General features: G+C 69.9%; 19 protein-coding genes. 6 read left to right on the top strand and 13 right to left on the bottom strand.

Annotated elements, in window-relative coordinates; translation table 11 throughout:
* Positions 1 to 162: 162 nt before the first annotated feature.
* The 3 genes from RH861_RS01030 to RH861_RS01040 form a co-directional block, all read right to left on the bottom strand.
* On the bottom strand, positions 163 to 1,410 hold the full coding sequence (locus RH861_RS01030; protein WP_310519367.1) for an RNA polymerase sigma factor: 1,248 nt from the start codon (positions 1,408 to 1,410) through the stop codon (positions 163 to 165).
* 13 nt (positions 1,411 to 1,423) lie between these two features.
* Complete coding sequence (locus tag RH861_RS01035; protein ID WP_310519368.1) at positions 1,424 to 1,774, bottom strand: YciI family protein; 351 nt, start codon at positions 1,772 to 1,774, stop codon at positions 1,424 to 1,426.
* 144 nt (positions 1,775 to 1,918) lie between these two features.
* Positions 1,919 to 2,275 carry a YciI family protein gene (locus RH861_RS01040; RefSeq protein ID WP_310519369.1) on the bottom strand — a complete coding sequence of 119 codons (357 nt, stop codon included), beginning with the start codon at positions 2,273 to 2,275 and terminating at the stop codon, positions 1,919 to 1,921.
* 351 nt (positions 2,276 to 2,626) lie between these two features.
* Between RH861_RS01040 and RH861_RS01045 the strand changes: the two genes are divergently transcribed.
* Entirely contained in the window at positions 2,627 to 3,214 is a 588-nt protein-coding gene (locus tag RH861_RS01045) for a hypothetical protein (RefSeq protein WP_310519370.1), read from the top strand.
* 430 nt (positions 3,215 to 3,644) lie between these two features.
* On the opposite strand, the gene RH861_RS01050 is transcribed toward RH861_RS01045, so the two are convergent.
* A complete protein-coding gene (locus tag RH861_RS01050) occupies positions 3,645 to 5,990 on the bottom strand; it encodes an arylsulfatase (RefSeq protein WP_310519371.1) in 2,346 nt (781 codons plus the stop codon).
* A gap of 215 nt (positions 5,991 to 6,205) precedes the next feature.
* Between RH861_RS01050 and RH861_RS01055 the strand changes: the two genes are divergently transcribed.
* Positions 6,206 to 6,517: a carboxymuconolactone decarboxylase family protein gene (locus RH861_RS01055; protein WP_310519372.1), complete on the top strand. Its 312-nt coding sequence runs from the start codon at positions 6,206 to 6,208 to the stop codon at positions 6,515 to 6,517.
* Positions 6,518 to 6,529: 12 nt separating this feature from the next.
* On the opposite strand, the gene RH861_RS01060 is transcribed toward RH861_RS01055, so the two are convergent.
* From RH861_RS01060 to RH861_RS01075, 4 genes are all read right to left on the bottom strand, one after another.
* On the bottom strand, positions 6,530 to 8,764 hold the full coding sequence (locus RH861_RS01060; RefSeq protein WP_310519373.1) for a winged helix-turn-helix domain-containing protein: 2,235 nt from the start codon (positions 8,762 to 8,764) through the stop codon (positions 6,530 to 6,532).
* A gap of 13 nt (positions 8,765 to 8,777) precedes the next feature.
* On the bottom strand, positions 8,778 to 9,221 hold the full coding sequence (locus RH861_RS01065) for a VOC family protein (protein ID WP_310519374.1): 444 nt from the start codon (positions 9,219 to 9,221) through the stop codon (positions 8,778 to 8,780).
* Positions 9,222 to 9,284: 63 nt separating this feature from the next.
* Positions 9,285 to 10,895, bottom strand: a complete 1,611-nt coding sequence (locus RH861_RS01070) for an amidohydrolase (RefSeq protein WP_310519375.1) — start codon at positions 10,893 to 10,895, stop codon at positions 9,285 to 9,287.
* Positions 10,892 to 12,340: a purine-cytosine permease family protein gene (locus RH861_RS01075; RefSeq protein ID WP_310519376.1), complete on the bottom strand. Its 1,449-nt coding sequence runs from the start codon at positions 12,338 to 12,340 to the stop codon at positions 10,892 to 10,894. Before RH861_RS01075 ends, RH861_RS01070 begins: the two co-directional genes overlap by 4 nt.
* Positions 12,341 to 12,418: 78 nt before the next feature.
* Between RH861_RS01075 and RH861_RS01080 the strand changes: the two genes are divergently transcribed.
* Together RH861_RS01080 and RH861_RS01085 are read left to right on the top strand one after the other, a co-directional pair.
* Entirely contained in the window at positions 12,419 to 13,072 is a 654-nt protein-coding gene (locus RH861_RS01080; protein ID WP_310519377.1) for a TetR/AcrR family transcriptional regulator, read from the top strand.
* A gap of 198 nt (positions 13,073 to 13,270) precedes the next feature.
* Entirely contained in the window at positions 13,271 to 14,308 is a 1,038-nt protein-coding gene (locus RH861_RS01085; RefSeq protein WP_310519378.1) for a TerC family protein, read from the top strand.
* 29 nt (positions 14,309 to 14,337) lie between these two features.
* On the opposite strand, the gene RH861_RS01090 is transcribed toward RH861_RS01085, so the two are convergent.
* Positions 14,338 to 14,811, bottom strand: a complete 474-nt coding sequence (locus RH861_RS01090) for a GNAT family N-acetyltransferase (protein ID WP_310519379.1) — start codon at positions 14,809 to 14,811, stop codon at positions 14,338 to 14,340.
* A gap of 78 nt (positions 14,812 to 14,889) precedes the next feature.
* On the opposite strand from RH861_RS01090, the gene RH861_RS01095 reads away from it, so the two are divergent.
* Complete coding sequence (locus tag RH861_RS01095) at positions 14,890 to 15,513, top strand: TetR family transcriptional regulator (protein WP_310519380.1); 624 nt, start codon at positions 14,890 to 14,892, stop codon at positions 15,511 to 15,513.
* Between the two features lie 312 nt (positions 15,514 to 15,825).
* Here RH861_RS01095 and RH861_RS01100 read toward each other — a convergent pair whose 3' ends face one another.
* The 4 genes from RH861_RS01100 to RH861_RS01115 form a co-directional block, all read right to left on the bottom strand.
* On the bottom strand, positions 15,826 to 16,497 hold the full coding sequence (locus tag RH861_RS01100; protein WP_310519381.1) for a GAP family protein: 672 nt from the start codon (positions 16,495 to 16,497) through the stop codon (positions 15,826 to 15,828).
* Positions 16,494 to 18,167, bottom strand: coding sequence for a SulP family inorganic anion transporter (locus RH861_RS01105; protein WP_310519382.1), 1,674 nt, complete (start codon positions 18,165 to 18,167; stop codon positions 16,494 to 16,496). The genes RH861_RS01100 and RH861_RS01105 overlap by 4 nt, the downstream gene beginning before the upstream one ends.
* A complete protein-coding gene (locus RH861_RS01110) occupies positions 18,164 to 20,080 on the bottom strand; it encodes an alkyl/aryl-sulfatase (protein ID WP_310519383.1) in 1,917 nt (638 codons plus the stop codon). Before RH861_RS01110 ends, RH861_RS01105 begins: the two co-directional genes overlap by 4 nt.
* Before the next feature lie 101 nt (positions 20,081 to 20,181).
* A complete protein-coding gene (locus tag RH861_RS01115) occupies positions 20,182 to 20,790 on the bottom strand; it encodes a DUF305 domain-containing protein (RefSeq protein WP_310519384.1) in 609 nt (202 codons plus the stop codon).
* A 219-nt stretch (positions 20,791 to 21,009) separates the two neighbouring features.
* On the opposite strand from RH861_RS01115, the gene RH861_RS01120 reads away from it, so the two are divergent.
* Positions 21,010 to 21,540, top strand: a complete 531-nt coding sequence (locus tag RH861_RS01120; RefSeq protein WP_310519385.1) for a thioredoxin family protein — start codon at positions 21,010 to 21,012, stop codon at positions 21,538 to 21,540.
* Positions 21,541 to 21,544 lie beyond the last annotated feature (4 nt).

The following is a 21,544-nucleotide window of genomic DNA, read 5'->3' on the forward strand; positions in this document are numbered from 1 at the left end:
ACCTCGTTTCTGCGGCAGTCCGGCACGGCCGTCAACGCCCTCAGGGAGCGACCTCCTCCAGGTGGGTCGCCAGTGCGGTAGCCGCTCTCTCCACGCGCCGCGGGCCACGGCGGTCGTCTCAGCGGGTCGACGACGGGCCGGTGGCAGGGGGAAGAGCCCGCCTCAGCGATCGACCCGCGCCGCCAGCAGGCGCCGCTCGGCGTCGTTGGCCGTGAGTTCCAGGGCGCGCAGGTCCTCGGCCATCGCCTCGTCCCGACGGCCGAGGTGCCGGAGCATCCGCGCGCGCACGGCGTGCCAGAGGTGGTACCCCGTGAGGGCGCGTCCGAGCGCATCCACCTCGTCCAGTGCCGCCTGCGGTCCGTCGACCTCGGCGAGCGCCACCGCGCGATTCAGCCGCACGACCGGCGAGCGGTCGTACGCCAGCAGCATGTCGTAGAGCGTGAGCACCTGGAGCCAATCGGTGTCGCCGCCGTCGCGCGTATCGGAGTGGCATGCGGCGATCGCCGCGTGCAACTGCCATCGTCCCGGGCGGCGGAGCTTCGCCGCCGTCTCGAGCACGGCCTGCGCCTCGGCGATCAGCCGGCGATCCCACCGCGCCCGGTCCTGATCGGCGAGCAGGATGAGCTCGCCATCGACGGCGCGTGCCCCTTCGCGTGCTCGATGGAACAGCAGCAGTGCGAGCAGTCCCTGCGCCTCCGCCTCGCGCGGCAGCTCATGTGCGACGACGCGCGCGAGCCACACGGCATCGTCGGCGAGGTCGCGGTCCGCAGCCGCGTCTCCACCCGCGACCAGGTGGGCCTCGCTGTACATCACGGAGATTACAGTCAGGACGATGTCCAGGCGCGCGGCCCGCTCGGACCCCTCGGGGATCCGCAATGGGATGCCGGTCGCACCGATCTTCCGCTTGGCCCGCACGATCCGCTGCGCGACCGTCGATTCCGGCGCCAGGGTGGCTCGCGCGATCTGCGCGGTCGTGAGGCCGCAGATCGCCCGGAGCGTGAGGGCGAGCTGCGCGTCCGGGGAGATGGCGGGGTGACAGCAGCCGAACAGGAGCGGCAGTCGCTCGTCCGGCTCGCCGGTGAGCGGGGCGGCCTCGGCGGGATCGGCGAGCAGGGCCAGCTTCTCGCGGTACCGCTTCTCGCGCCGCAGGCGGTCGAGGGCGTTGTGGCGGGCCGCCTGCGTCAGCCACCCCCCGGGATTGGCGGGCACCCCGCGCGTGCGCCACTGGCGCACGGCCTCCTCGATCGCCTCGGCGACCGCCTCCTCGGCGAGGTCGAGGCTCCCGAGCCATCCCGTGAGCGCCGCGACGATCCGCGCGGACTCCTCGCGGATCACCCTCGCGAGGAGTCGATCGGATGCCGCGGCGTGCCCCCGGCCCGACTCCGCGGCCGCGCCATCCGTTTCGTTCACGGTCGACGTGGCTTCAGTAGACGACGATCGGGCGGATCTCGACCGCGACGCCGGGCAGCTCGAGCAGCGGCCACGTCTTCACGATGGCGATCGCCGCATCGAGGTCGGGCACGTCGATCACCTGGAATCCGCCGATGACCTCCCTCGCCTCCGAGAACGGCCCGTCGGCCACGACCGGCTCGTCACCGCCGTGGCTGACCGTGGTCGCGGTGGTGACCGGCTGCAGCTGGGCGCCGGACTCCGTCATCACCTCGCGGTGCGCGCCGAACCAGTCGTAGGTGCGGCGATAGGCCTGCTCGAGGTGCTCGGGCGACGCCGCGGCGTCGAGTTCGGGCGTGGTGGTGAACATGATGACGTACTTCACGGTCGTGTCCTTCCGTCATGGGAACCGTTTCATCCCTACAGCGAACGGGCAAGCACGAATTCGACACGGACGCTTCGGAGATCTTCTTCTTCGCCCGCGTGATCCCTGTCGGCTTCGAAGGCGGGGACACCAGCCCCGGAGCGATCAGAACGGGTTCGTCGCCGTGTCCACGAGCGGTCGGACCTCGACGCCGCCGCCGGAGGCGGGGCACAGCTTGGCGAGCTCGACGGCGTGGTCGAGGTCGCGCGCCTCGACGACGTAGTAGCCGAGGAGGGCCTCCCTGCTCCGGACGAATGGACCGTTCGTCGCCGTGTCGCCACGTTTGATCGTGGTCGCCGTCGTCACTGGCGCGAGCGCCCCGCCGCCCGTCAGGGACCCACCCAGCTCGGCGACGTGCTCGGTGAACGTGCGGTGCGCGTCGACCACCGTGGCCCACCCTTCGGGCGGCATGGTCTCATAGAACGACGGGTCTTCGTAGATGAGGATCGCGAACTGGGACATGGAACAGCCTCCTGCACTGGGTCGCGGGCCGGCCTGTCCGGCTCCGTCACAGAGACAGCGAACGTCCGCCCGCGAAATCGACAACCACGCCTGAACTCGTTTCATGCGAGTCCCACCCCCGCGTTATCGGGGCACGCGGGCAGCGGAGGAGATGAATCTCCGGAGGTCTGGTGCGATCCCGATGTGCGGTCTATGGTGCAGAGCGGGGGGCATCGGATGCGAGAGCAGGGATCGGTCGACGTCCACGCGGCCGGTATGGACGAGGTCGAGTTCGCCGACGAAGCAAAGCCGTTCGGTTGAGACGGCGGCATGTCGGGGACGGAAGAACGAAAGTCCGATCCGGGACAGCGCGTGATCGACATCATCGGCGTGTTCCTGCTTTCGGTGATCGCGGTACTCACCGCGTGGTGTGGATTCCAGGCCTCCAAATGGGGCGGGGAGATGTCGATCGCGTTCAGCCAGGCTTCCGCCGCCCGGATCCAAGCGGCGAATGCCGAGGGTGAAGCTCGGTCGGCGCGTGCGTTCGACCTGACCATCTACGCGGCCTACGTCGAGGCCCGCGGTGACGGCAACGTGCAGCTTGCCGAGTACATCAGCGAGCGGTTCACCCCGGAGTTCCAGGTGGCCTACGACGCCTGGGTCGCGGATGGGGAGGTCGAGAACGGTCCCTTCGCGCGGGTGGAGTACGTGCCAGAAGGCACCACAGAGGCCGAGGATTTCTCCGCGCTCGCGGACAGGAAGTTCGAGGAAGCACTCGAGAACAACCAGCGCGGTGACGACTACTCGTTGCTGACCGTGCTGTTCGCACTCGTGCTCTTCCTGACGGCCATGTCACAGCGGGAACTCACCCCATGGGTGGGCCGCACTCTGCTCGGCCTCGCCATCGTCGTGGCCGTGATCGGCTTGATCATCCTGACGACCTTCCCGATCAGGATCTGAGGGTAGCCGGGTCACGCGATCGGCGCCGTGATCGGTGCTGGAGGCGCCATCACGATCACTCCGTCAGCGGGACGAGACAGCAGGGATTCACCCACAACGCGTGACGCGCACGGTGGGTCGAGCCGTGACAATGTCCCCGACGCTGGGAGTGAGGGGACGACCATGGCGGTGGATGGAAGCGGAGCACGAGACACCGGGAGGGGGCTCGCCGCCGAGATCGGGCGAGTGCGCAACCTCGTCACGGCGCTCCTCGACTACGTGGATGAGCTCGAGGCCGAGGTCGCTCGCCTTCGGGGCACCGCGCGGACCGGCTCCGCTTGCGATCCGGTGGACGCGCGCCAGTCCGCGCCGGGGCGTCCGCGGTGACGGGACGTCGACGTCCGGCCATCAGCGCCGTGGGTCGGTCGCCTCCGCGCGATGGTCCGTAGTCTCAGCGCACCCCGTAGGCGATGTGGACGTGATCGATGCGACCGTCGAACGCGAACGGCATGCGGTCGGCGTACGCGCGAGAAACCGCTCCCCCGTAGGCGCGACCGATGTCGAGGCAGTCGTTCGCCGAGAACAGCAGCGGCGCGCTCACGGGAACGGTCCCCGACCCCACCTCGTCTCCGTCGATTCGGAGCACGACGCGGAGCGGGCCACCCGGACGGGGCTCCACGTAGCTGGTCTCGACCTGGATCGTGATCTCGCCCGCCGGGATCGGCGACGCCGAGGCGATGACGGTCCGTTGAATCAGGAACAGGTTGTACTCGTACGTGAGCACGCCGTCGGCTAAGAAGCAGGTCAGCCCGCCTCCCGCGCCGCCCAGCTTGTACAGCACGCCGTTCGCGCGCTCGCCGAGCCGCACGCGCATCGTGACGGTGTTCGGCCGATTGCCGAGCGCCGGGGCGCAGAACTCGGGAACCCGAACGGTGTCGCCGCTCAGCTCCCACTCGGTGTAGGGCGGGCTGATTCGGTCCTCGGGATGCATCACGGGGACCCACAGCCCGCCGCCGATCGGCAGGGCGTCATTGCGGGCCGCCTCGATCGCGAAGAGCTCCTTCAGCTCGGCGAGCTTCTCCGGGTGCTCGGAGGCGAGATCACGCGACTGACTCCAGTCGTGCTCGAGGTCGTAGAGTTCCCACCGGTCCTGATCGGGCGTCCACGTACGGATCCCGGGTGGCGCGCCCGGCACCCATGGCAGCCGCGGCCCTGTCGCCGACGCCATCCAGCCATCGGCGTAGATCGAGCGACTGCCCATGATCTCGAAGTACTGGGTCCGACGACGTCCGGGTGCGTCCCGATCATCGATCGAGTAGGCGAGGCTGACGCCGTCGATCGGATCCTGGGGGACGCCGTTGACCGTCTCGGGAGGCGAGATGCCGATGATCTCGTAGATCGTCGGGACCACGTCGATGACGTGATGGAACTGGCTCCGCGGCAGCACATCCGGCGCGATGCGTCCGTTCCACTGGATGATGATCGGGTTGCGAGTACCGCCGAGGTGCGAAGCGAGCAGCTTCATGCCCTGATAGGGCGTCGACCCGGCCCAGGCCCAGGCGGCGTGGTACTGGTTGTCGGTGGCCGGGGTACCGAGCGCATCCAGGCCTCCGAGCTCCTCGAGCGCGGCGATGTGCTGGTCGACGGTCGACGGGATCAGGTTCTGCGCGAGCAGCTCGCTGATGGTGCCGTTCTGACCCTCGCCGGACGAGCCGTTGTCGCCCCAGATGTAGATGATGATCGTGTCGTCGCCGTATCCGAGCCGCTCCACCTCGTCGATCACGCGCCCGGCCTGCACGTCGGCGTGCTCGGCGAAGCCGGCGCACACCTCCATCAACCGTCGCTGGAACGGCTTCTGGTGATCGGGGATGTCCTCCCATGCCGCCAGGCTGTCGGGGCGAGGGGTGAGTTCGGCGTCCTCGGGTATCCATCCGGCGGCCTTCGCGCCCTCGTGCGCTCGTTCCCGATAGGCGTCCCAGCCGTCGTCGAACGCGCCGGCGTACTTGTCGGCCCATTCCTTCATGATGTGGTGCGGTCCGTGGATGGCACCGGTCGCCCAGTACATGAAGAACGGCTGGTCCGGCTTCAACGCCTTGTGGTTCCGGAGCCACGCCATCGCGTCGTCGGCGATGTCCTCGCTGAGGTGGTACCCGTCCTCGGGCGTCCCGGGTGGCAGCACGGATGTGGTGTTCCGGACGAGGTTCGGCTCGTACTGCGACGCCTCACCGGCCAGGAACCCGTAGAAGTACTCGAACCCGTATCCCGTCGGCCACCGGTCGAACGGACCCGCCTTCGTCGTCTCCTCGGCGGGGGTGTTGTGCCACTTGCCCCACGCAGCGGTGGCGTACCCGTACTGGCGGAGCACCTCCGCCACGGTGGCGCTGCTCTTGGGAATGTGGCCCGAGTAGCCGTCCCAGTCGTTGGCCAACTCGGCGATCTGGCCCGACCCCACCCGGTGGTGGTTCCGTCCCGTGAGGAGGGACGCTCTCGTCGGTGAGCACATCGCAGTGGTGTGGAAGCGGTTGTAGCCCACCCCGTTGGCCCGGACTCGATCCAGCGTCGGCGTCCGGACGGCACCGCCGAACGTGCTCGGCAACGCCGGCCCGGCATCATCGATGAGGATGACGAGCACGTTCGGCGCATCCGGCGGCAGGTGCCGCGGAGGCGGCACCGGGCTGTAGGTCGACTCCTGCATGGTGCGCCTTGCCACGCTGCCCGAGGCGGGCGGTGCGAACGGGAGGTTCGTCGCGGGCGGAAGCGGCGGACCGATGACCGAACCGTTCGGCGTACTGCTCATTTCCCAACCCCTCCGTCCCGGGATGACGGAGGCGGCCCCCTCGCACACCCCCGTTGCGGGTGACGATAACGCGCACACCGTCCGAACGCATCATGCAGATCGCGTGAGGTGACCGCAGCTGCGGACTCGATCATGCGAAGTGGGTGATGCGGCTGGCGAGCCAGAGCGGTTCGATGCTCTGGGCGAGAGCGCCGATCGCAACGGAGGGACGGCTCGTGGAACCGATCGAACGGCTCAGGAGATTGGCCCTCGACGCCGAGCGAGGCGGCGACGACCTCGATCCGCAGCGTACCGTCGACCGACGAACGTTGGCGCTGGCCCGCATCGCCGCACTCGTCGCGGTCGGCGGAGCCCAACCGTCGTTCGGGTCCGAGGTCGACGCCGCGATCGGCGAAGGCGCCACCGATCAGGAGATGGTCGAGGTGCTCACGGCCGTCATCCCGGTCGTCGGGATGGCGAGAGCGGTCGCGGCTGCGCCGAGGCTGGCACTCGCGCTGGGCTACGACGACCTGCTCGAGTCATCCTGACTCGCTCCCGGATCAGTCGCCGAGGAATCCCATCGCGATCGCGCGGGCGACGGCCTCGCTTCGAGTCGTCGCCCCGAGCTTCCGGTAGATCGAGCCGACCTCGGAACTGGCCGTGTTCCGTGAGATGAACAGCCGGTCGGCGATCTCGCGCACGGTGAGGTGGGTCTGCAGGTACGGCAGCAGGCGGAGCTCGGCGGGGCTCAGCGGAACGGCACCGTCGAGGCGCTGTGCCGTCCCGACGCGTCGCCGGAATTCGGCGACCTGTCCGCCCAGCAGGCCGAGGTTCGGCCGCCTGCCGAGGATCTCCTCCATCTCGCGGATGAGGTGCATCGCAGAAGTGCGCTCGCCCAGTGGGATGAACGCGCGTGCGAGGTGCAGGCGGACCTTGATCGCGAGATACGGCATCGTATGCGTGGTCTGCGCACGCGCTCGCATACCGCGTGCGAGCAGTCGCCGAGCGTCGTCCGAGTCGCCTCGGTGCACCGCAGCGCGCGCCGCGGTCGCGAGCGCGAGTCCGGTCGTCAGATACCCCTCCATATGATGCGCATCGATGGCATGAAGGGCGGCGTCGACATGGCGCTCGGCGTCCGACCAGGCGTTGTCGTCCATGTCCATCGCCGCCAGCTCCGCCTCGCTCAGAACGATCGAATCGGCGTTGCCCATCGACTCCGCCTGGGCCGTCGCTTCGATGAACGCCGAACGTGCGCCATCGTGATCGCCAACGAGCAGGCGCACCGCACCCACGAGGTGGAGCGCCTGATCACGCCACGGGCTCCAGCTCGGCTCGCTCGCGGCACCGAACTCCGCATCCGACAGCGCACGTTCGGCCCCGTCCGCGCACATGGCGGCGCGCAGCATGGCCCGTCCGGACTCGAAGGTCGGCTGGTCGTCGGCAGCTTCACCGTCGTACGCGCACGTCTCGACGATGCTCGCCCAGCGTTCGGCGCCTGAGCTGTCGCCGGTCAGCAGCGCCGTCCAGGCGGCGAGCACGGCCAGCGGCGGGTACCCGATGATCGCCTCATCGCCGAGCTCGGACATCCACCGGCCGACGACGGCCACCCTGCCTTCCTGATACGTCGGGAGCGCGAGCTGCGTGACCAAGTGGACGGATCGATCCTTGTCGCCGATCGCGAGCAGGTGTTCGATCGCCTGACCGGGCGACCCGTGCCGCTCATTCCAGTCGGCGGCCCGCCGATGCAGGCTCTCGACCATCGGCCCATCCCTCCGATCGAGTTCGCCGAGGAGGAACTCGCGGAACAGGGCGTGGTACCGGAACACGCCTCGGCGACGGTCGAGTGGAATGAGGAAGAGGCCGAGCGACTCGATCTCGCGGAGTCGATCGCTCGAACCCGTGTCGTCGAGCAGGTGGTCGCACACCGGACCGGAGAGCTGGTCGAGGATCGCAGTGCGCCGCAGGAAGCTGCGCATCACCTCGGGATGAGCGGTCAGGCACTCCTCGTAGAGGTAGTCGGCGACGAACCGGTCATCCCCCGTGATCGACCACCCGCTCGTGTCTCCCCGACTGATGGTCGCGGCGAGGAAAAGTCCCGTCGGCCAGCCCTCGCATCGGCGCACCACATGCGCGAGCTCCTCGTCCGTGATCTCCACCTCGGCATCGCCGAAGATCGCCCGCGCCCCCGATGCATCCAGCCGGAGGTCCTGGACCCCGATCTCGAAGAGGTCGCCCGCAGCCCGTCGACGGGCCAGGTTCACCGGTTGGTGGCGACTGGCGAACACGACCTGGGAGCCGGCGGGCACTCCCGCGACGACGACATCGAGGACATCGCGGCATGCCGGGGAATCCGCTTCCTGGAGGTCGTCGATCATGAGGACGAATGACTGCGAGGCGGCGGCCAGAGCCGCGCCGAGCAGCGGCGCCGAACGCCCGAGGGACGCAGGGCCGAGGCCGCGCATCTCATCCACCAACCGGGTGGCGGAGGGGAAGACGCGCGCGACCGCTGCAGCGAGAAGGGTGAGCAGCGCAGCGGGATCGTCATCGAGCCGATCGACCGACGCCCACGCGACCGGTCGGTCGTCGGTTCCTGCCCATTCAGCCAGCAGCGTGGACTTGCCGTACCCGGCGGGTGCGACCACGCTCACCACCCGGGCCCCGCTGCGGCGGGCGGAGTCGATCAGGTGCCGCCGACTGACGCCACTGGGACGCAGAGCCGTGGCGGTGGTCTTCGCCTCGAGCATCAGTTCGTCATACCCACGGCCCGGGATGTCGTCGCCCACGTTGCCCCCCATGCGCCTGATCCCGTCAACCGGCGTCGCGCTTCAGCTCCTGAGCGAGCATCACGATGATGCCGCTGGGGCCGCGGACGTACGTGAGCTTGTAGAGGTCCTCGTACTCCGCCACGCCGCGGAGGGGATGGCAGCCGTGCCGTGACGCGATCGCGAGGGCCTCGTCGATGTCGTCGACCGAGAAGGCGACGCGGTGCATGCCGATCTCGTTGGGGAGCGTCGGCTGCGTCTCGATCGCCAGCCCGTCGAGGTACTCGAACAGCTCGAGCCGACCGGAGCCGTCCGGCGTCTGCAGCATCGCGATGCGGGCGTGGTTGCCATCCAGGCCGACCGCGGTGTCCGTCCATTCGCCGCTCACCTCGTCGCGGCCGACGAGCTGGAGGCCGAGGTCGGTGAAGAAGGCGATCGTCGCGTCGAGATCCCGGACGGCGATCCCCACGTTCTCGAGTCGTATGGCCATGCGCCGCATGCTATCGAGCAGGGTTCGCCTTCCGACACCGCGTGGTGCCTGGCGGCATCCGTCTCAGAGTCGGAACCGCGTGCGACCGGCGACGATCGTCTCCACGATCTGCGCCTCCAAGAGCGAGTGCAGTCCGCGCTCGAACGGGTCGGTGTCGAGCACCACGACGTCGGCCGCGTAGCCCGGTGCGATCCGGCCGCGCCAGTCGCCGTCGCCGACGGATGCCGCGGCGTCCCGGGTCGCATGGCCGAGCGCTCGGTCGAGGGGCAGCGCGTACTGCGGATGGACTGCCGGCACCGACGGGTCGAGCGCCGAGGCGCGCGTCGAGGCGACGTACATGTTCGCCAGGGCGGCATGCGGCGCGGTCGGCGCGTCGGTCGAGAAGGCGAGCAGGGCTCCCGCGTCCTCGTATTCGGGCCACGGGAATGCGCGTTCGACCCGATGGTCGCCGAGCATCTCGGCCCAGTTGGCGAAGATCGCGGGGTCGGCGTGCACCGGCTGCATCGAGGCGGTGACGCCGAGTCGCGCCATCCGCTCGGCCGTACCGGGGGCGGCGTACTCGAGGTGCTCGATGCGGTGGCGACGGTTCCGTTCGCCGTTCACGGCGATCGCACGTTCGATGGCGTCGAGCGCGATCTCGCTCGCGTGATCGCCGATCGCATGCAGGGCGACCTGCAGGCCGGCCGCATCGGCGGCGACGACGACGGGCTCGAGGTGTTCGAGCGGCCAGATCGGTTCCGCGTTCGATCCGTCGGCGTACGGATGGCGCAGGGCGGCGGTGCAGGCGTCGATGGTGCCGTCGAGGATGAGCTTGATCCCCACGACCCGCAACCAGGGCGACGACGGGTCGGCGGCCAGCTCGGCGGCGCGTGCGACCTGGGCGAGGTTCGCGGCCTCGTCACCGGTGTTGTCGATGATCCAGTGCGCGGCGACGCGGAGCGGCAGCTCCCCGCCGTGGCGGGCGCGGGCGCGCTCGAACGCCGCGAGGCCGAACTCGTCGAAGGCCATGTCGACGACGCCGGTGACCCCGCTCGCCAGGTAGGCGTCGATGGCGCGCTGCGCGTCCGCGTCGCGGTCCTCGTCGGTCGCTGCCGCGTCCCGCTGCGCCCACGCGTACTGCATCGCCGCGGTCTCGTAGAGCAGTCCCGTCGGTTCGCCCCGCGCATCCCGGGCGATCTCGCCGCCGAGCGGGTCGGCCGTGTCGCGCGTGATGCCCATCTCGGCGAGCGCCGCGGAGTTCACCCAGCACGAGTGGTAGTCGTTCGCGTCGAGGTAGACGGGGATGTCGGCGACGACCGCGTCGATCATCGCGGCCGTGGGCGCGCCACCGGGCACCGAGTCGAAGAGCCACCCTCGGCCCCGCAGCACGGTCGCCTCGGGATCCTCCTCGCGCGCCCGGCGCAGGCGAGCCTGGATCTCGTCGAGCGACCGGGCGTCGGTCAGGTGCACCTGGGCGAGGGCGGCCCCCATCATGAGCAGGTGCGTGTGGGCGTCCGTGAATCCCGGGAGCACGAGCCGGCCGCGCAGGTCGACCGTGACGTCGGCGGGCGGCGCGTCGTCGTCGGCGCCGACGAACACGATGGTGTCGTCGCGGATGGCGAACGCCTCCGCCCACGCACGTTCCGCGGCGGGGTCGGCAGTGAAGACGCGCCCGTTGAGGTACCGGGTGATCACGGGCGGCCCCTCCCTCCGAGCGGCGTGCGCAGCAGGCCCGCGTAGAGCGCACCGGCGACGAGCATGCCGACGGGCACCGACAGGTCGACGAACTGCGTGGCCTCCGCGACGGGGCCCGCCCAGACGCTCGTGGCCAGGCAGAGCGCCGTCGCCAGCCCACCGAGGAGCAGGGCGGCCACGCCTGGGACGCTCCATCCCCTCGTGTACCAGAACCGGCCTCCCGGGTGGTCGTCGAACAGCTCGGCGCCGTCGTACGCGTAGCGGCGCAGCAGCACGTCGACGACGAAGATCGCCATCGCGGGTCCCGACACGATGACCAGGAACTGCAGCATGAGGTTCGCCGCCTCCAGCAGGCTCGACGACAGCACGAGGTAGATCGTCAGGGCCGTTCCCACCACGCCCACGATGATCGCGGCCGGGATGCGACGGAGCCGGAAGCCGATGGCCTGCAACGCCATGCTCGACGTGTACGTGGTCATGGCGTTGAGCGCGATGGTGTTGATCACGACGCCCACCACGAGGACGGGACCGAGCCACGCGGGCAGGAGGTCGAGCAGGGCGGCGTCGAGTCCGCCGTCGAAGGCGGCCGCGCTCATCCCGGTGGCGAGCAGCACGCCGACGCTCGTGAAGGCGATGAAGGGGACGGCGCCGCCGAACCCCGTCGCGAGGGCGATGCGCGAGGGCTTCGTCGAACGCGGGAGGTACCGCGCGATGTCGGGACTGTTGATGAACGACAGCGGTGTCGAGGCGAGGATGGTGAACCCGATCGTGAGCGACGACCACAGCGCGGCCCCGGTCAGAGGTTCGGGAGCGGTGTACTGCCAGTCGACGGTCGGCAGGATGAAGCCCGCGACCACGAGGAAGATCACGAACAGCGCCGCGGCCATGTAGGAGTAGGCGCGGACGATGAGCCCGTGGCCGAAGATGGCGACGACGATCGTGATCGTGGCGACCACGACCGTCACGCCGATCGGCACCCACACGGGGTCGTCCATGCCGAGCCGTCGGAGGAGGTCGGCTCCCATGAACGAGGACGCGAGCCAGGTCAGCGACAGGAAGACGGCGCCGATGAACCATCCGACGAACGCCACGAACAGCCGGTTGCCGATGATGCCGTACATGGCTCGGGTCACGACGGACCCGGACGTGCCGGCCGCGGGTCCGCTTCCGGCGATGAGTCCGGGGAAGACCCACAGGAGTGACGCCGCGACGATGACGGCGAGCGCCTGCCAGACCTCCAGTCCGAGCAGGATGAGCGTGGCTCCGATGGTGAGGTTCAGGATGCTGACATTCGGCGCCGCCCAGACGAAGAACAGGTCGCGGGCGCGACCGTGTCGTTCCGAATCGCTGACGAGCTCGATGCCGCGCGTCTCCGGGCGGGATGGCGCGTCGACGAACTCGTCGGGGTGGGGCGGTGCGTGCAGCGCGGGCGGGGTCTGGGTCATGGGGGCGCCTTTCACGGGAAGCATCGTTGCTATTGGTCACGTGCCCAATGGACTATTGGTCAGTCATTCAATAGGCTGATGGACGTGACGTCAAGTCCTGCAGCGACTCGAATCCGGAAGCCCCCGGCGGAACGGCGGGAGGAGATCCTGACGCACGCCGCCGCGATCGCGCTCGAGGGCGGGCTCGAACGGATCACGCTGCGAGCTGTCGCCGAGCGGCTCGGCGTCCGGCCCGGCCTGATCACCCATTACTTCCCCGCCGCGGAAGATCTCGTCATCGAGGCGTTCGTGCGGGCGGCGGTGCACGAACGGGAGCAGTTCTTCCCGACATCCGGCGAACCGCTGGACCGGATGGCGCACTTCATCGCCCATGTCGAGAGCGGCGCGTCGACGCCGCTCGCCCGGTTGTGGCTGAACGCGCGACACCTGTCCCGATTCAGTCCCGCGCTCGAGACGGCGCTCCAGGAGCAGGATGCCCTCGACCGGGAACGCCTCACGGAGATCATCGAGGATGGCATGCGGACCAGCCGCTTCCCCGTCGCGGACGCGGAGGCGGCCTGCATCCGCATCCTCATCGCCGTGGACGGCAGCGGGTCGTACGTCAACAGCGCTTCGGAGACCGTGCATCCGGCGCAGGAGCACGTCGTGGCCGACATGGCGGATTGGGCGCTCGGCCTGGACCCCGGCACGCTCCGCGCGGCCGTCGGGGCGCTGCGCCATCCGATCGAGTGAAGCCCCTGGCGCCGCACACGCTCAGAGTTCTCCGGGCTTCGCGCAGCGCACACGTTTAGACTGGGCCATCCGAGGGGAGTACTCCGGCACGGTCGCTCGTCATTACGGATGCACGTCGCATCCCGGGCCATCGGTCCCTGATCGCGGGGATGGAGGAGACCTTGGCGTCGATCCGTCACGCCAGGTTTGGAGTCCCTCTTGAATGTCACCCCGCTCGTCTGGGCCATCACGATCGCGGTCACGATCGTCTTCTTCGTCTACGAGTTCTTCGCCCACGTGCGGAAGCCCCACGAGCCCACGATCGGGGAGTCGGCCCGATGGTCGGCGTTCTACATCGCGCTCGCGCTGCTGTTCGGCGTCGGCATCGGCGTGGTCTCCGGCTGGACGTTCGGGGGCGAGTACTTCGCGGGCTACCTGACCGAGAAGGCGCTGTCGATCGACAACCTGTTCGTCTTCCTCATCGTGATGGCGAGCTTCGCCGTGCCGAAGATCTACCAGCAGAAGGTGCTGATGATCGGCATCGTCATCGCGCTGGTCCTTCGCGGCATCTTCATCGCCGTCGGTGCCGCCCTGATCGAGAACTTCACCTGGGTCTTCTACCTCTTCGGCGCCCTGCTGCTGTACCTCGCCTGGCACCAGGCGTTCGCGCACGACAGCTCGAACCCGGCCGACGGCAGGTTCATGCGCTTCGTCCGCCGGCGCCTTCCGGTCACCGACGAGTACCACGACGACAAGCTCACGGTGCGGATGGATGGCCGGCGATGGGTGACGCCGATGCTGCTGACCATCATCGCCATCGGCTTCGTCGACCTCATCTTCGCCGTCGACTCGATCCCGGCCATCTACGGACTGACCGAAGAGGCGTACATCGTGTTCACGGCGAACGTGTTCGCGCTGATGGGGCTGCGGCAGCTCTTCTTCCTGATCGGCGGCCTGCTCGAACGACTGGTGTACCTCGCCCAGGGGCTGGCCGTCATCCTGGCGTTCATCGGCGTGAAGCTGCTCATCCACGCGCTGCACAAGAACGAGCTGCCGTTCATCAACGGCGGCGAGCCGATCACGGTGATCCCCGAGGTCCCGATCTGGCTGTCACTGCTGTTCATCGCGGTGACGATCGCGGTGGCCACCGTCGCGAGCATCGTCAAGACGCGCGGTGCCCGCCGCATCCCGGCGGCCGATCGGGTGGCGGCCGGGGTCACCGAGACGGACGCTCGTGAGGACCGCGCCGTCCGCTGACCCCCGCGTGATCCGGTCCGCTGTCGGCTTCAGCGACGCAGGTCCTTGCGGAACAGGACGAGGTCGTCTCCGTCGCTCCAGTAATCGCGGACCCGCGCGACCTCCTCGTAGCCGAGGCCCGAGTAGAACCCGCGGGTCGCGGTGAACGCGTCGGTGCTGGAGGTCTCGACCATGAGCAGGCGCTCGCCCTGCTCCCGGAGCTCGGCCTCGACGTGCCGCATCAGCTCGGAGCCGTGACCGCGCCCGTGCGCCGCCTTCGGGACGGCGATCATCGTGAGGTCCCACACGCCCGCGGCCGCCGGCTTCGGCTGGTAGTACACGACCCCGTGGATGCGTCCGTCGATCTCGACGACGCGCATCCGCTGCCCCTCGGGAGCCCCGGTCGCCAGGTAGCCGTCCACGATCTCCTGCACGAAGGGCCGGTCCTCGGGCGCGAACAGGGTGGAGGCGACCGCGACGTCGACGATCTCCGTGGCATCCGTGGCGCGGATTTCTCGGATCATGCGGCGCTCCTTCGATAGACTGTACCGATCGGTACAATACTTCGGAACGGACGAGGGCGCAACGAGGAGGATGGTCGGATGAGCACGGCACCGACGACCGAGAAGGGCCGCCGCACGCGGGCACGGATCGTGGACGCCGCAGCCGAGCTCTTCTACGAGCGCGGCGTCTCGGCGACGGGCCTCGGCGACGTGATCGCCGCCTCCGGCACCGGCAAGGGCCAGCTGTACCACTTCTTCACCGACAAGGGCGACCTCGTCAGCGCGGTCATCCGACATCAGGTGGAAGGCACCCTCGCGCCGCAGCGTGAACTGGGATTGCACCGGCTCGCCGATCTCCAGGAGTGGGCCCGCCAAGCCGTGCTGCAGCACGAGCGGTCCCCCGTCATGCGGTGCCCGCTCGGATCCCTCGTCGTCGAACTGTCCAATCGCAACGCCGACGCCGCCTCGGCACTCGAAGCCGGCTTCGCGCAGTGGCGAGAGCTCATGAGCGGATGGATCGCGCAGCTGCAGCGCCGTGGCGAGGCCAGAACCGACCTCCCCGCCGACGACCTCGCCGACTCCATCCTCGCCGCCTACCAAGGCGGGCTCGTCCTCGCCCGATCACGCGGCGACCTCCGTCCGCTCGAGACCGCCCTCGCCATGGCGATCGAGGGGATCGGCAGCCGGCGGGCGCCTGCAGGCCGCCACCGCGCCCACGGGTGACGATCCGGGTCCAACCCCGCCTCGGGTTCGCCCGCGAACGGCATCGACATCGGTTCAGGGGCCTTCGTCGCGCACCGCGACGCCGAGCGCCGAGCCTCTGGACGGCGGGCCGGAACGCTGCTGGTCCCCCGACCGCTGGCGTGCCGACCCGCCTTCTGAAATGCCGAGACGGAGATTCCCCACTCTTCCGCGTCGACCGGTCGAGTCTCGTCGACCGTCGCGCCTGCGGCGAATCCCGGGAGCACCCTTGACGGGACCATGGAGAAGATGAGACGGCCCTCCTCGGCCGAGATGCAACGCCTCCCACGCCGGTCAGAAGCTCCCGATCCCCTTCCCGATCATCACGACGCCGATCACGAGGAGCAGCACCGCCATCACCGCGGCGTTGTGGTCGACGAGCCACCGACGCAGCGACTCCAGCGGAGCCGACATCCGCTCGGACGCGAGCAGGTACGCGACCACCGGGATCGCCACCGAGCTCGCCGCGAGCACGGTGAAGACGGCGATCGCGACGGTCGACCCGCCGGCGCCCTCGCCTGCGCTGCCGATGAGGACGCCGGCGCCGGCCGCCATGATGAGGTTCTTCGGATTGATCGCCGCGAGCGCGAACGCGAGGAGGAAGGCGCGTCCGGCGGTCATCTCCCCGATGGCCTCCATCCACTTCGGCAGGGCCGCCGTCTCGCCGGGCTTCGGGCGTCCGCGCCACTGCCGCAGCGCGAGGAACAGCAGCAGGAGACCCAGCAGGATCTTGACGGTGCCGGCGACGGGCGTGGACGCCTCCGGATCCTGCTCGGGGATCACCGACGCGAGCAGCGTGAACACCGTCACCGCGACGGCGATCCCAACCACCCAGCCCGCCAGGAACCCGAGGCTCGTGCCCCGCGCCCGCGGCGAGAGCAGCATCAGGATCGCCGCGATGATCGGGATGGGGCTGATGGCCACGCCGAGCGCGAGCGGCAGGATGTCGCCGATGACCTCGTTCACGTTCCGTCCTCCGTACGGGGCGATGCGAGCGCGGCGATCGCCGCGCGGTTCGTGTCGTAGACGTCCGGCGGGCCGGGCACGCCGAGCGCGACGAGACGCTCGCGGATGCCGGGGCGGACGCGGCTGAGCGCGACGCCGATCTCGCGGCGCTCGAGCCAGTCGAGGAGCGATCGGAAGCTCTCGGCCCCGGTCACGTCGACGTCGGTCACCGCTTCGAGGTCGAGCACGACATGCCGGACCGGACCGTTCCCGGTCGCGTCGGCCGCGTCGACCGCGCGCTTCACCGCATCGGCGAACACGCCGCCGTTCGCGAAGAAGAGCGGCGCCGCGAGGCGGACGACGATGACGCCGGGCGCCGTCACCGCACCGCGGGGCGCCGCGTCGAGCAGCGAATCGGTCGGCTCGCCACCCGGCTCGAGCACGTCGATGGCGGGGTTCGCCGCGCGCTTGGCGAGGTTCACGAGCGCGAGCACCACCGCCACGAGGATCCCGGCGATCGGGCCGACGAGCAGGGTCACGAGGAAGCACGCCGCCCCGATGGCGAACTCGAAGCGGTCGCGCCGCCAGAGATCGCGGAACTCGCCGATACCGAGCAGCGGGAGGATCGCGACCGCCACGACGGCCCCGATCGCCGGCGACGGGATGTCGGCGAGCAACGCCGTGCCGAACAGCAGGAGCAGCAGCGTGCCGACCGCGACGACGACCGACGGCAACTGCGTGCGAGCGCCGGCCTGGTCGACGGCGGCCGTGCGCGAGGTCGACGCACCGATCGCGAAGCTGCCCTGCGCGCCCGCCGCGACGTTGGCCACGCCGAACGCCAGCAGGTCGCGGTTGGCGCGGAACCGGTAGCGCCGTTTCTCGGCGTACGACCGCGACACGAGCAGCCCCTCCGCCGTCGTCACGAGCGTGAGCGCGATCGCCGAGGGCACGAGCGCGAGCCACGTCGCCCAGTCGAGGAGCGGCCAGGTGAGCGCCGGCGGTCCGGCCGGCACCTCGCCGAGCACCGCGACGCCGCGCTCCTCGAGACCACCCACGACGACCGCGACGGTCGCGGCCACGAGCACGATCAGCGCCCATGGCACCGCACGCGCGAGGCGCCGCCCGACGAGCAGCACCGCGACGGCGGCGGCGGAGATGAGCACCGACCATCCGTTCGTCGTGCCGAGCTGCGTCACCAGCTCGACGAGCTTTTCGGGGAACTCCGCCCCCGAGTCGATGCCCACGCCGAGCATCTTCGCCACCTGGCTCACCAGGATGTCGAGCGCGAGTCCGCCCACGAACCCGACGAGGATCGGCTTCGACAGGAAGTTCGCGAGGAACCCCAGCTTGAACACGGCCAGCAGCACGAACAGGATGCCGCTGATGATCGCCTGCGCCATGGCGAGCGCGGCATAGTCCGCCGACCCGGCGACCGCGAGCCCGCCGATCGACGAGGCGACGAGGGCGGCGGCCGCGGCATCCGGCGACGCCACGACCTGGCGCGACGACACCACGAGCGCGTAGAGGATCGTCGGCACGATCAGCGCGTACAGCCCCGCGGTCGGCGGCAGGCCGGCGATCTGCGCATAGCCGATGTTCAGCGGCACCGCGATGGCGAGCAGGGTCACCCCCGCGACCAGCTCGGTGCCGAGGTTCCGTCGCGTGAGGCCGGCGAACGGCCGCCGCCTCACGGCCGGATGATCTCGAACCACAGTGGGAAGTCGTCGAGCAGGCCGAAGATCCGAGCCACCGTATCGGCGTCGCCGTCGATCGCGATGTCGGATGCCGCGACCAGCTCGTCGAGCGGCCGACCGCCGAAGAGCGCCTCGGCGAGTGCGCCCTTCGTCGATCTCGCCGAGGCATCCGCCGCAGGATGCCGCGCTCCGGCCGTGTAGACGAGCACGCCGTTGCGCACCTCCAGCAGGTAGTCCACCGGACCGTCCGCGGTGTCTTCGACGGTCCACACCACGGCGGCGGCGAGGTCGCCCGCTCGCTCGGCGTTCAACTTGATGCCCGCGAAGTCGAGGATCATCTCGGTCGTCATCGCGGCGAACACGTCGGGTGTGGCGAGCTGGATGCTCCCGAGGTCGCGCACGCCGTTCCGGAGCTCGACCGCGGCCATCAGGTACTCGTTGCGCCACGTCGCGTTCTCGGCCTGGTAGCCCAGCTGTTCGAGCGCGTCGGCCTGCAGTTCGGCGGCCTCCCGGTTTCCGGGGTCGGCGAAGACGACGTGCGTGAGCACCTCGGCGACCCAGCGATAGTCGCCCTCGTCGAACGACGCCCGGGCCCGGTCGATGACGGCGTCCGCCCCGCCCATGAACTCGACGTAACGCCGCCCGGACTCGGTGGGCGGCAGGGCATGCAGGTGCGCGGGATGCGAGTCGTACCATCCGAGGTACCGCTGGTACACGGCCTTGGCGTTGTGGTTCAGCGACCCGTAGTAGCCGTGGCTGTACCACTGGCGGTCGAGGCTCGCGGGCAGCCGCAGCTGCTCGGCGATCTCGGTCATGGTGCCGCCGAGGTTCGCGAGGCGCAGCGTCTCGTCGTGGATGAACTTGTACAGGTCACGCTGGTCGCGGATGTACTCCCGGACGTCGTCGGTGCCCCACCGAGGCCAGCCGTGCTGCGCCACGATCACGTCGGTGTCGTCGCCGAACAGCCGGATGGTCTCGTTCAGCGTCTTCCACCACGTCGCCGCGTCGCGCACCTGCGCCCCGCGCAGCGTGTACAGGTTGTGCATCAGGTGGTTCACGTCCTCCGCGGCGCACAGCAGACGCCGATGCGGGAAGTGGACCAGGAACTCGGCGGGCGCCTCCGTGCCGGGGGCCATCTGGAAGACCATCTCGACACCGTCGATCGTGCGTCGCTCGCCCGTCCGCGTGATGAGGTCGGTCGGCGGCACCAGCGTCGAGCCGCCGCCGTTCGCGAGCGCGTTCGCCAGGCCGGCGTCGACGTGCCCCTGCGGCCCGGGCTGCAGCATCGGACCGTACATGTAGATGGCGCGCCGCGTCATCGCCGTGCCGGCGTACACGTTCTCGGCCGCCGCCTCGGCGAGCATGTCGTCGGGCGCGATGACCGGGATGTCGCCGCCCCCGTCGACGATGGCGCGCGAGCCGCCGTAGTGGTCGGGATGGCTGTGCGTGTAGATCATCGCCGAGACGGGTCGATCGCCGCGGTGCCGACGGTAGAGCTGGAGCGCCGCGGCCGCCGTCTCGACGAACGACAGCGGGTCGATCACGATCACGCCCGTGTCGCCCTCGACGAACGTGACGTTGGCCAGGTCGAGGCCGCGCACCTGGTACACGCCGTCCATGACCTCGAAGAGGCCGTGGTGGTTGTTCACCCGGGCGTGACGCCACAGGCTCGGGTGCACCGTGTCGGGCGCGTCATCCGACTCGGCCAGGAACGCGTGCGCCGAGACGTCGATCACCGGCCTGCCGTCGGCGTCGCGGATCACCGGATCGTCCAGCGTGCCGATGAAGCCGCGTGCCGAATCCTCGTAGTCGCGGCGATCGTCCAGCGGCAGCCCGTCGCGCGCCGCGCGGTTGGCCGCCTTCGTGTGCTCGGTCGCCGGCTTCGGTCCCGACGCTTCCCCCGTTGCCATTCCCGTCCCCCTGACGGGCCGTGCGGGATGCCGGCCCCCCAGCGCTCACGATAGCGAGGGGGCCGCCCGGAGAACAGGGTCCGGTAGGACGCCGCTCCGCCTCAGCGGGCGGGGCACTCCCGGTCGGCCGACCGCGTGAAGTCGGGCACGGCCCGCGCCTCGGCCTCCTCCGCAGTCGCCGCGATGCCGTTCTCCTCGATGTCGCGGATGAGCCAATCCATCTCGTCGATCTCGCGGCGCTGCGCCTCGCTGATCGCGACGGCGAGCTCGCACACGCGGACGTCCTCGTTCTGGAAGCGCTCCGAGCGCGTGATCGCGAGCGAGTGGTGGGGGATCATGGCGCGCATGAACGACGTGTCGTTCACGGTGGTCTGGCTGCGGTCGAGGGCGATCCCGCCGCCGATGAGCAGCACGCTCGCCGCGATCACGGCGATGTTCCCCTTCGTGCTCCGGTACATGCCGAGCATCCAGGCGAGCATGACCAGCCCCATGGTGCCGCCCATGGTGATGGCCATGAAGATGCGGCTCTGGCTGAAGCGGATGTGCGTCCACTCCCATGAACCGGCGAACATCACGAAGTACATCACCACCATCGAGGTGAGGATCATCGCGGCGAATCGCAGGTACGTCTTCACGGTGTGCTTCGAGTCCTTCGAGTCCTGCTCCCGCTCGGACTCGTGCTGGGACTCGTTCGACTTTGCTGTGGACATGGTGCTCGCACCTCCGGGTATCGGGTGCATCCACGCGATCAGGTCGTCAGGGAGGCGGCAAGGGCGTTGCGGCGACCGGGTCGACGCTGGTAGCCCCGACGGGGGTCCGGCCGCGGCATCCGTCAGGGTTTCGTAATCGCCCGGCCGGGACACCGGCCCCTGCCCGCGCGTAGCGTGTGGATCGGAGCGGGCCGAGGGCGCCCGCGGAACGGGGTCATGATGCGCGCACGAGTAGACGGTCGGGTCGTCCGCGTGGGCTGGGTCCTGCTGCTCACCGGCGCGTTGGCGCTGACCGGGTGCGCGACGACGGATGCCTCCGGCGCGGGCGCCGACCCGTCGGCCACGTCGCGATCCGATGCGATGACGTCCGAGCCCATGGACGACGCGTCCCAGACCCCCGAGGCGTCCGCCGAGCCGATGGACGATGCGGCGGCCGCACCGGCCGAAGGCGCCTACCTCGAGTACGAAGACGGTGCGATCGAGGCGACCGCCGGCCCGAAAGCGCTGTTCTTCCACGCGAGCTGGTGCCCGAAGTGCCGGGCGCTCGACGAGGACCTGAAGGCGCAGGGCGCACCCGACGGGCTCACCGTCTTCAAGGTCGACTGCGACTCGCGCACCGACCTGCGGCAGAAGTACGGCGTGACGCTGCAGACGACGATCGTGTTCGTCGACGATGCCGGCGAGAAGATCTCGAGCGTCGTGCTGTACGACGACCCGTCGGTGGAGTCCCTCACCGCGGCGATGCCGTGATCCC

The organism is Agromyces indicus (assembly GCF_031432295.1).
Taxonomy (GTDB): Bacteria; Actinomycetota; Actinomycetes; order Actinomycetales; family Microbacteriaceae; genus Agromyces; species Agromyces indicus.

Excerpts from the sequence above, each read along its gene's own strand:
- RH861_RS01080 (WP_310519377.1), top strand. The coding sequence starts at position 12,419 with ATGGACGTGACGTCAAGTCCTGCAGCGACTCGAATCCGGAAGCCCCCG.
- RH861_RS01075 (WP_310519376.1), bottom strand. The coding sequence starts at position 12,340 with ATGACCCAGACCCCGCCCGCGCTGCACGCACCGCCCCACCCCGACGAG.
- RH861_RS01120 (WP_310519385.1), top strand. The coding sequence starts at position 21,010 with ATGCGCGCACGAGTAGACGGTCGGGTCGTCCGCGTGGGCTGGGTCCTG.
- RH861_RS01095 (WP_310519380.1), top strand. The coding sequence starts at position 14,890 with ATGAGCACGGCACCGACGACCGAGAAGGGCCGCCGCACGCGGGCACGG.
- RH861_RS01110 (WP_310519383.1), bottom strand. The coding sequence starts at position 20,080 with ATGGCAACGGGGGAAGCGTCGGGACCGAAGCCGGCGACCGAGCACACG.
- RH861_RS01090 (WP_310519379.1), bottom strand. The coding sequence starts at position 14,811 with ATGATCCGAGAAATCCGCGCCACGGATGCCACGGAGATCGTCGACGTC.
- RH861_RS01040 (WP_310519369.1), bottom strand. The coding sequence starts at position 2,275 with ATGTCCCAGTTCGCGATCCTCATCTACGAAGACCCGTCGTTCTATGAG.
- RH861_RS01060 (WP_310519373.1), bottom strand. The coding sequence starts at position 8,764 with ATGGGGGGCAACGTGGGCGACGACATCCCGGGCCGTGGGTATGACGAA.
- RH861_RS01115 (WP_310519384.1), bottom strand. The coding sequence starts at position 20,790 with ATGTCCACAGCAAAGTCGAACGAGTCCCAGCACGAGTCCGAGCGGGAG.
- RH861_RS01050 (WP_310519371.1), bottom strand. The coding sequence starts at position 5,990 with ATGAGCAGTACGCCGAACGGTTCGGTCATCGGTCCGCCGCTTCCGCCC.
- RH861_RS01065 (WP_310519374.1), bottom strand. The coding sequence starts at position 9,221 with ATGGCCATACGACTCGAGAACGTGGGGATCGCCGTCCGGGATCTCGAC.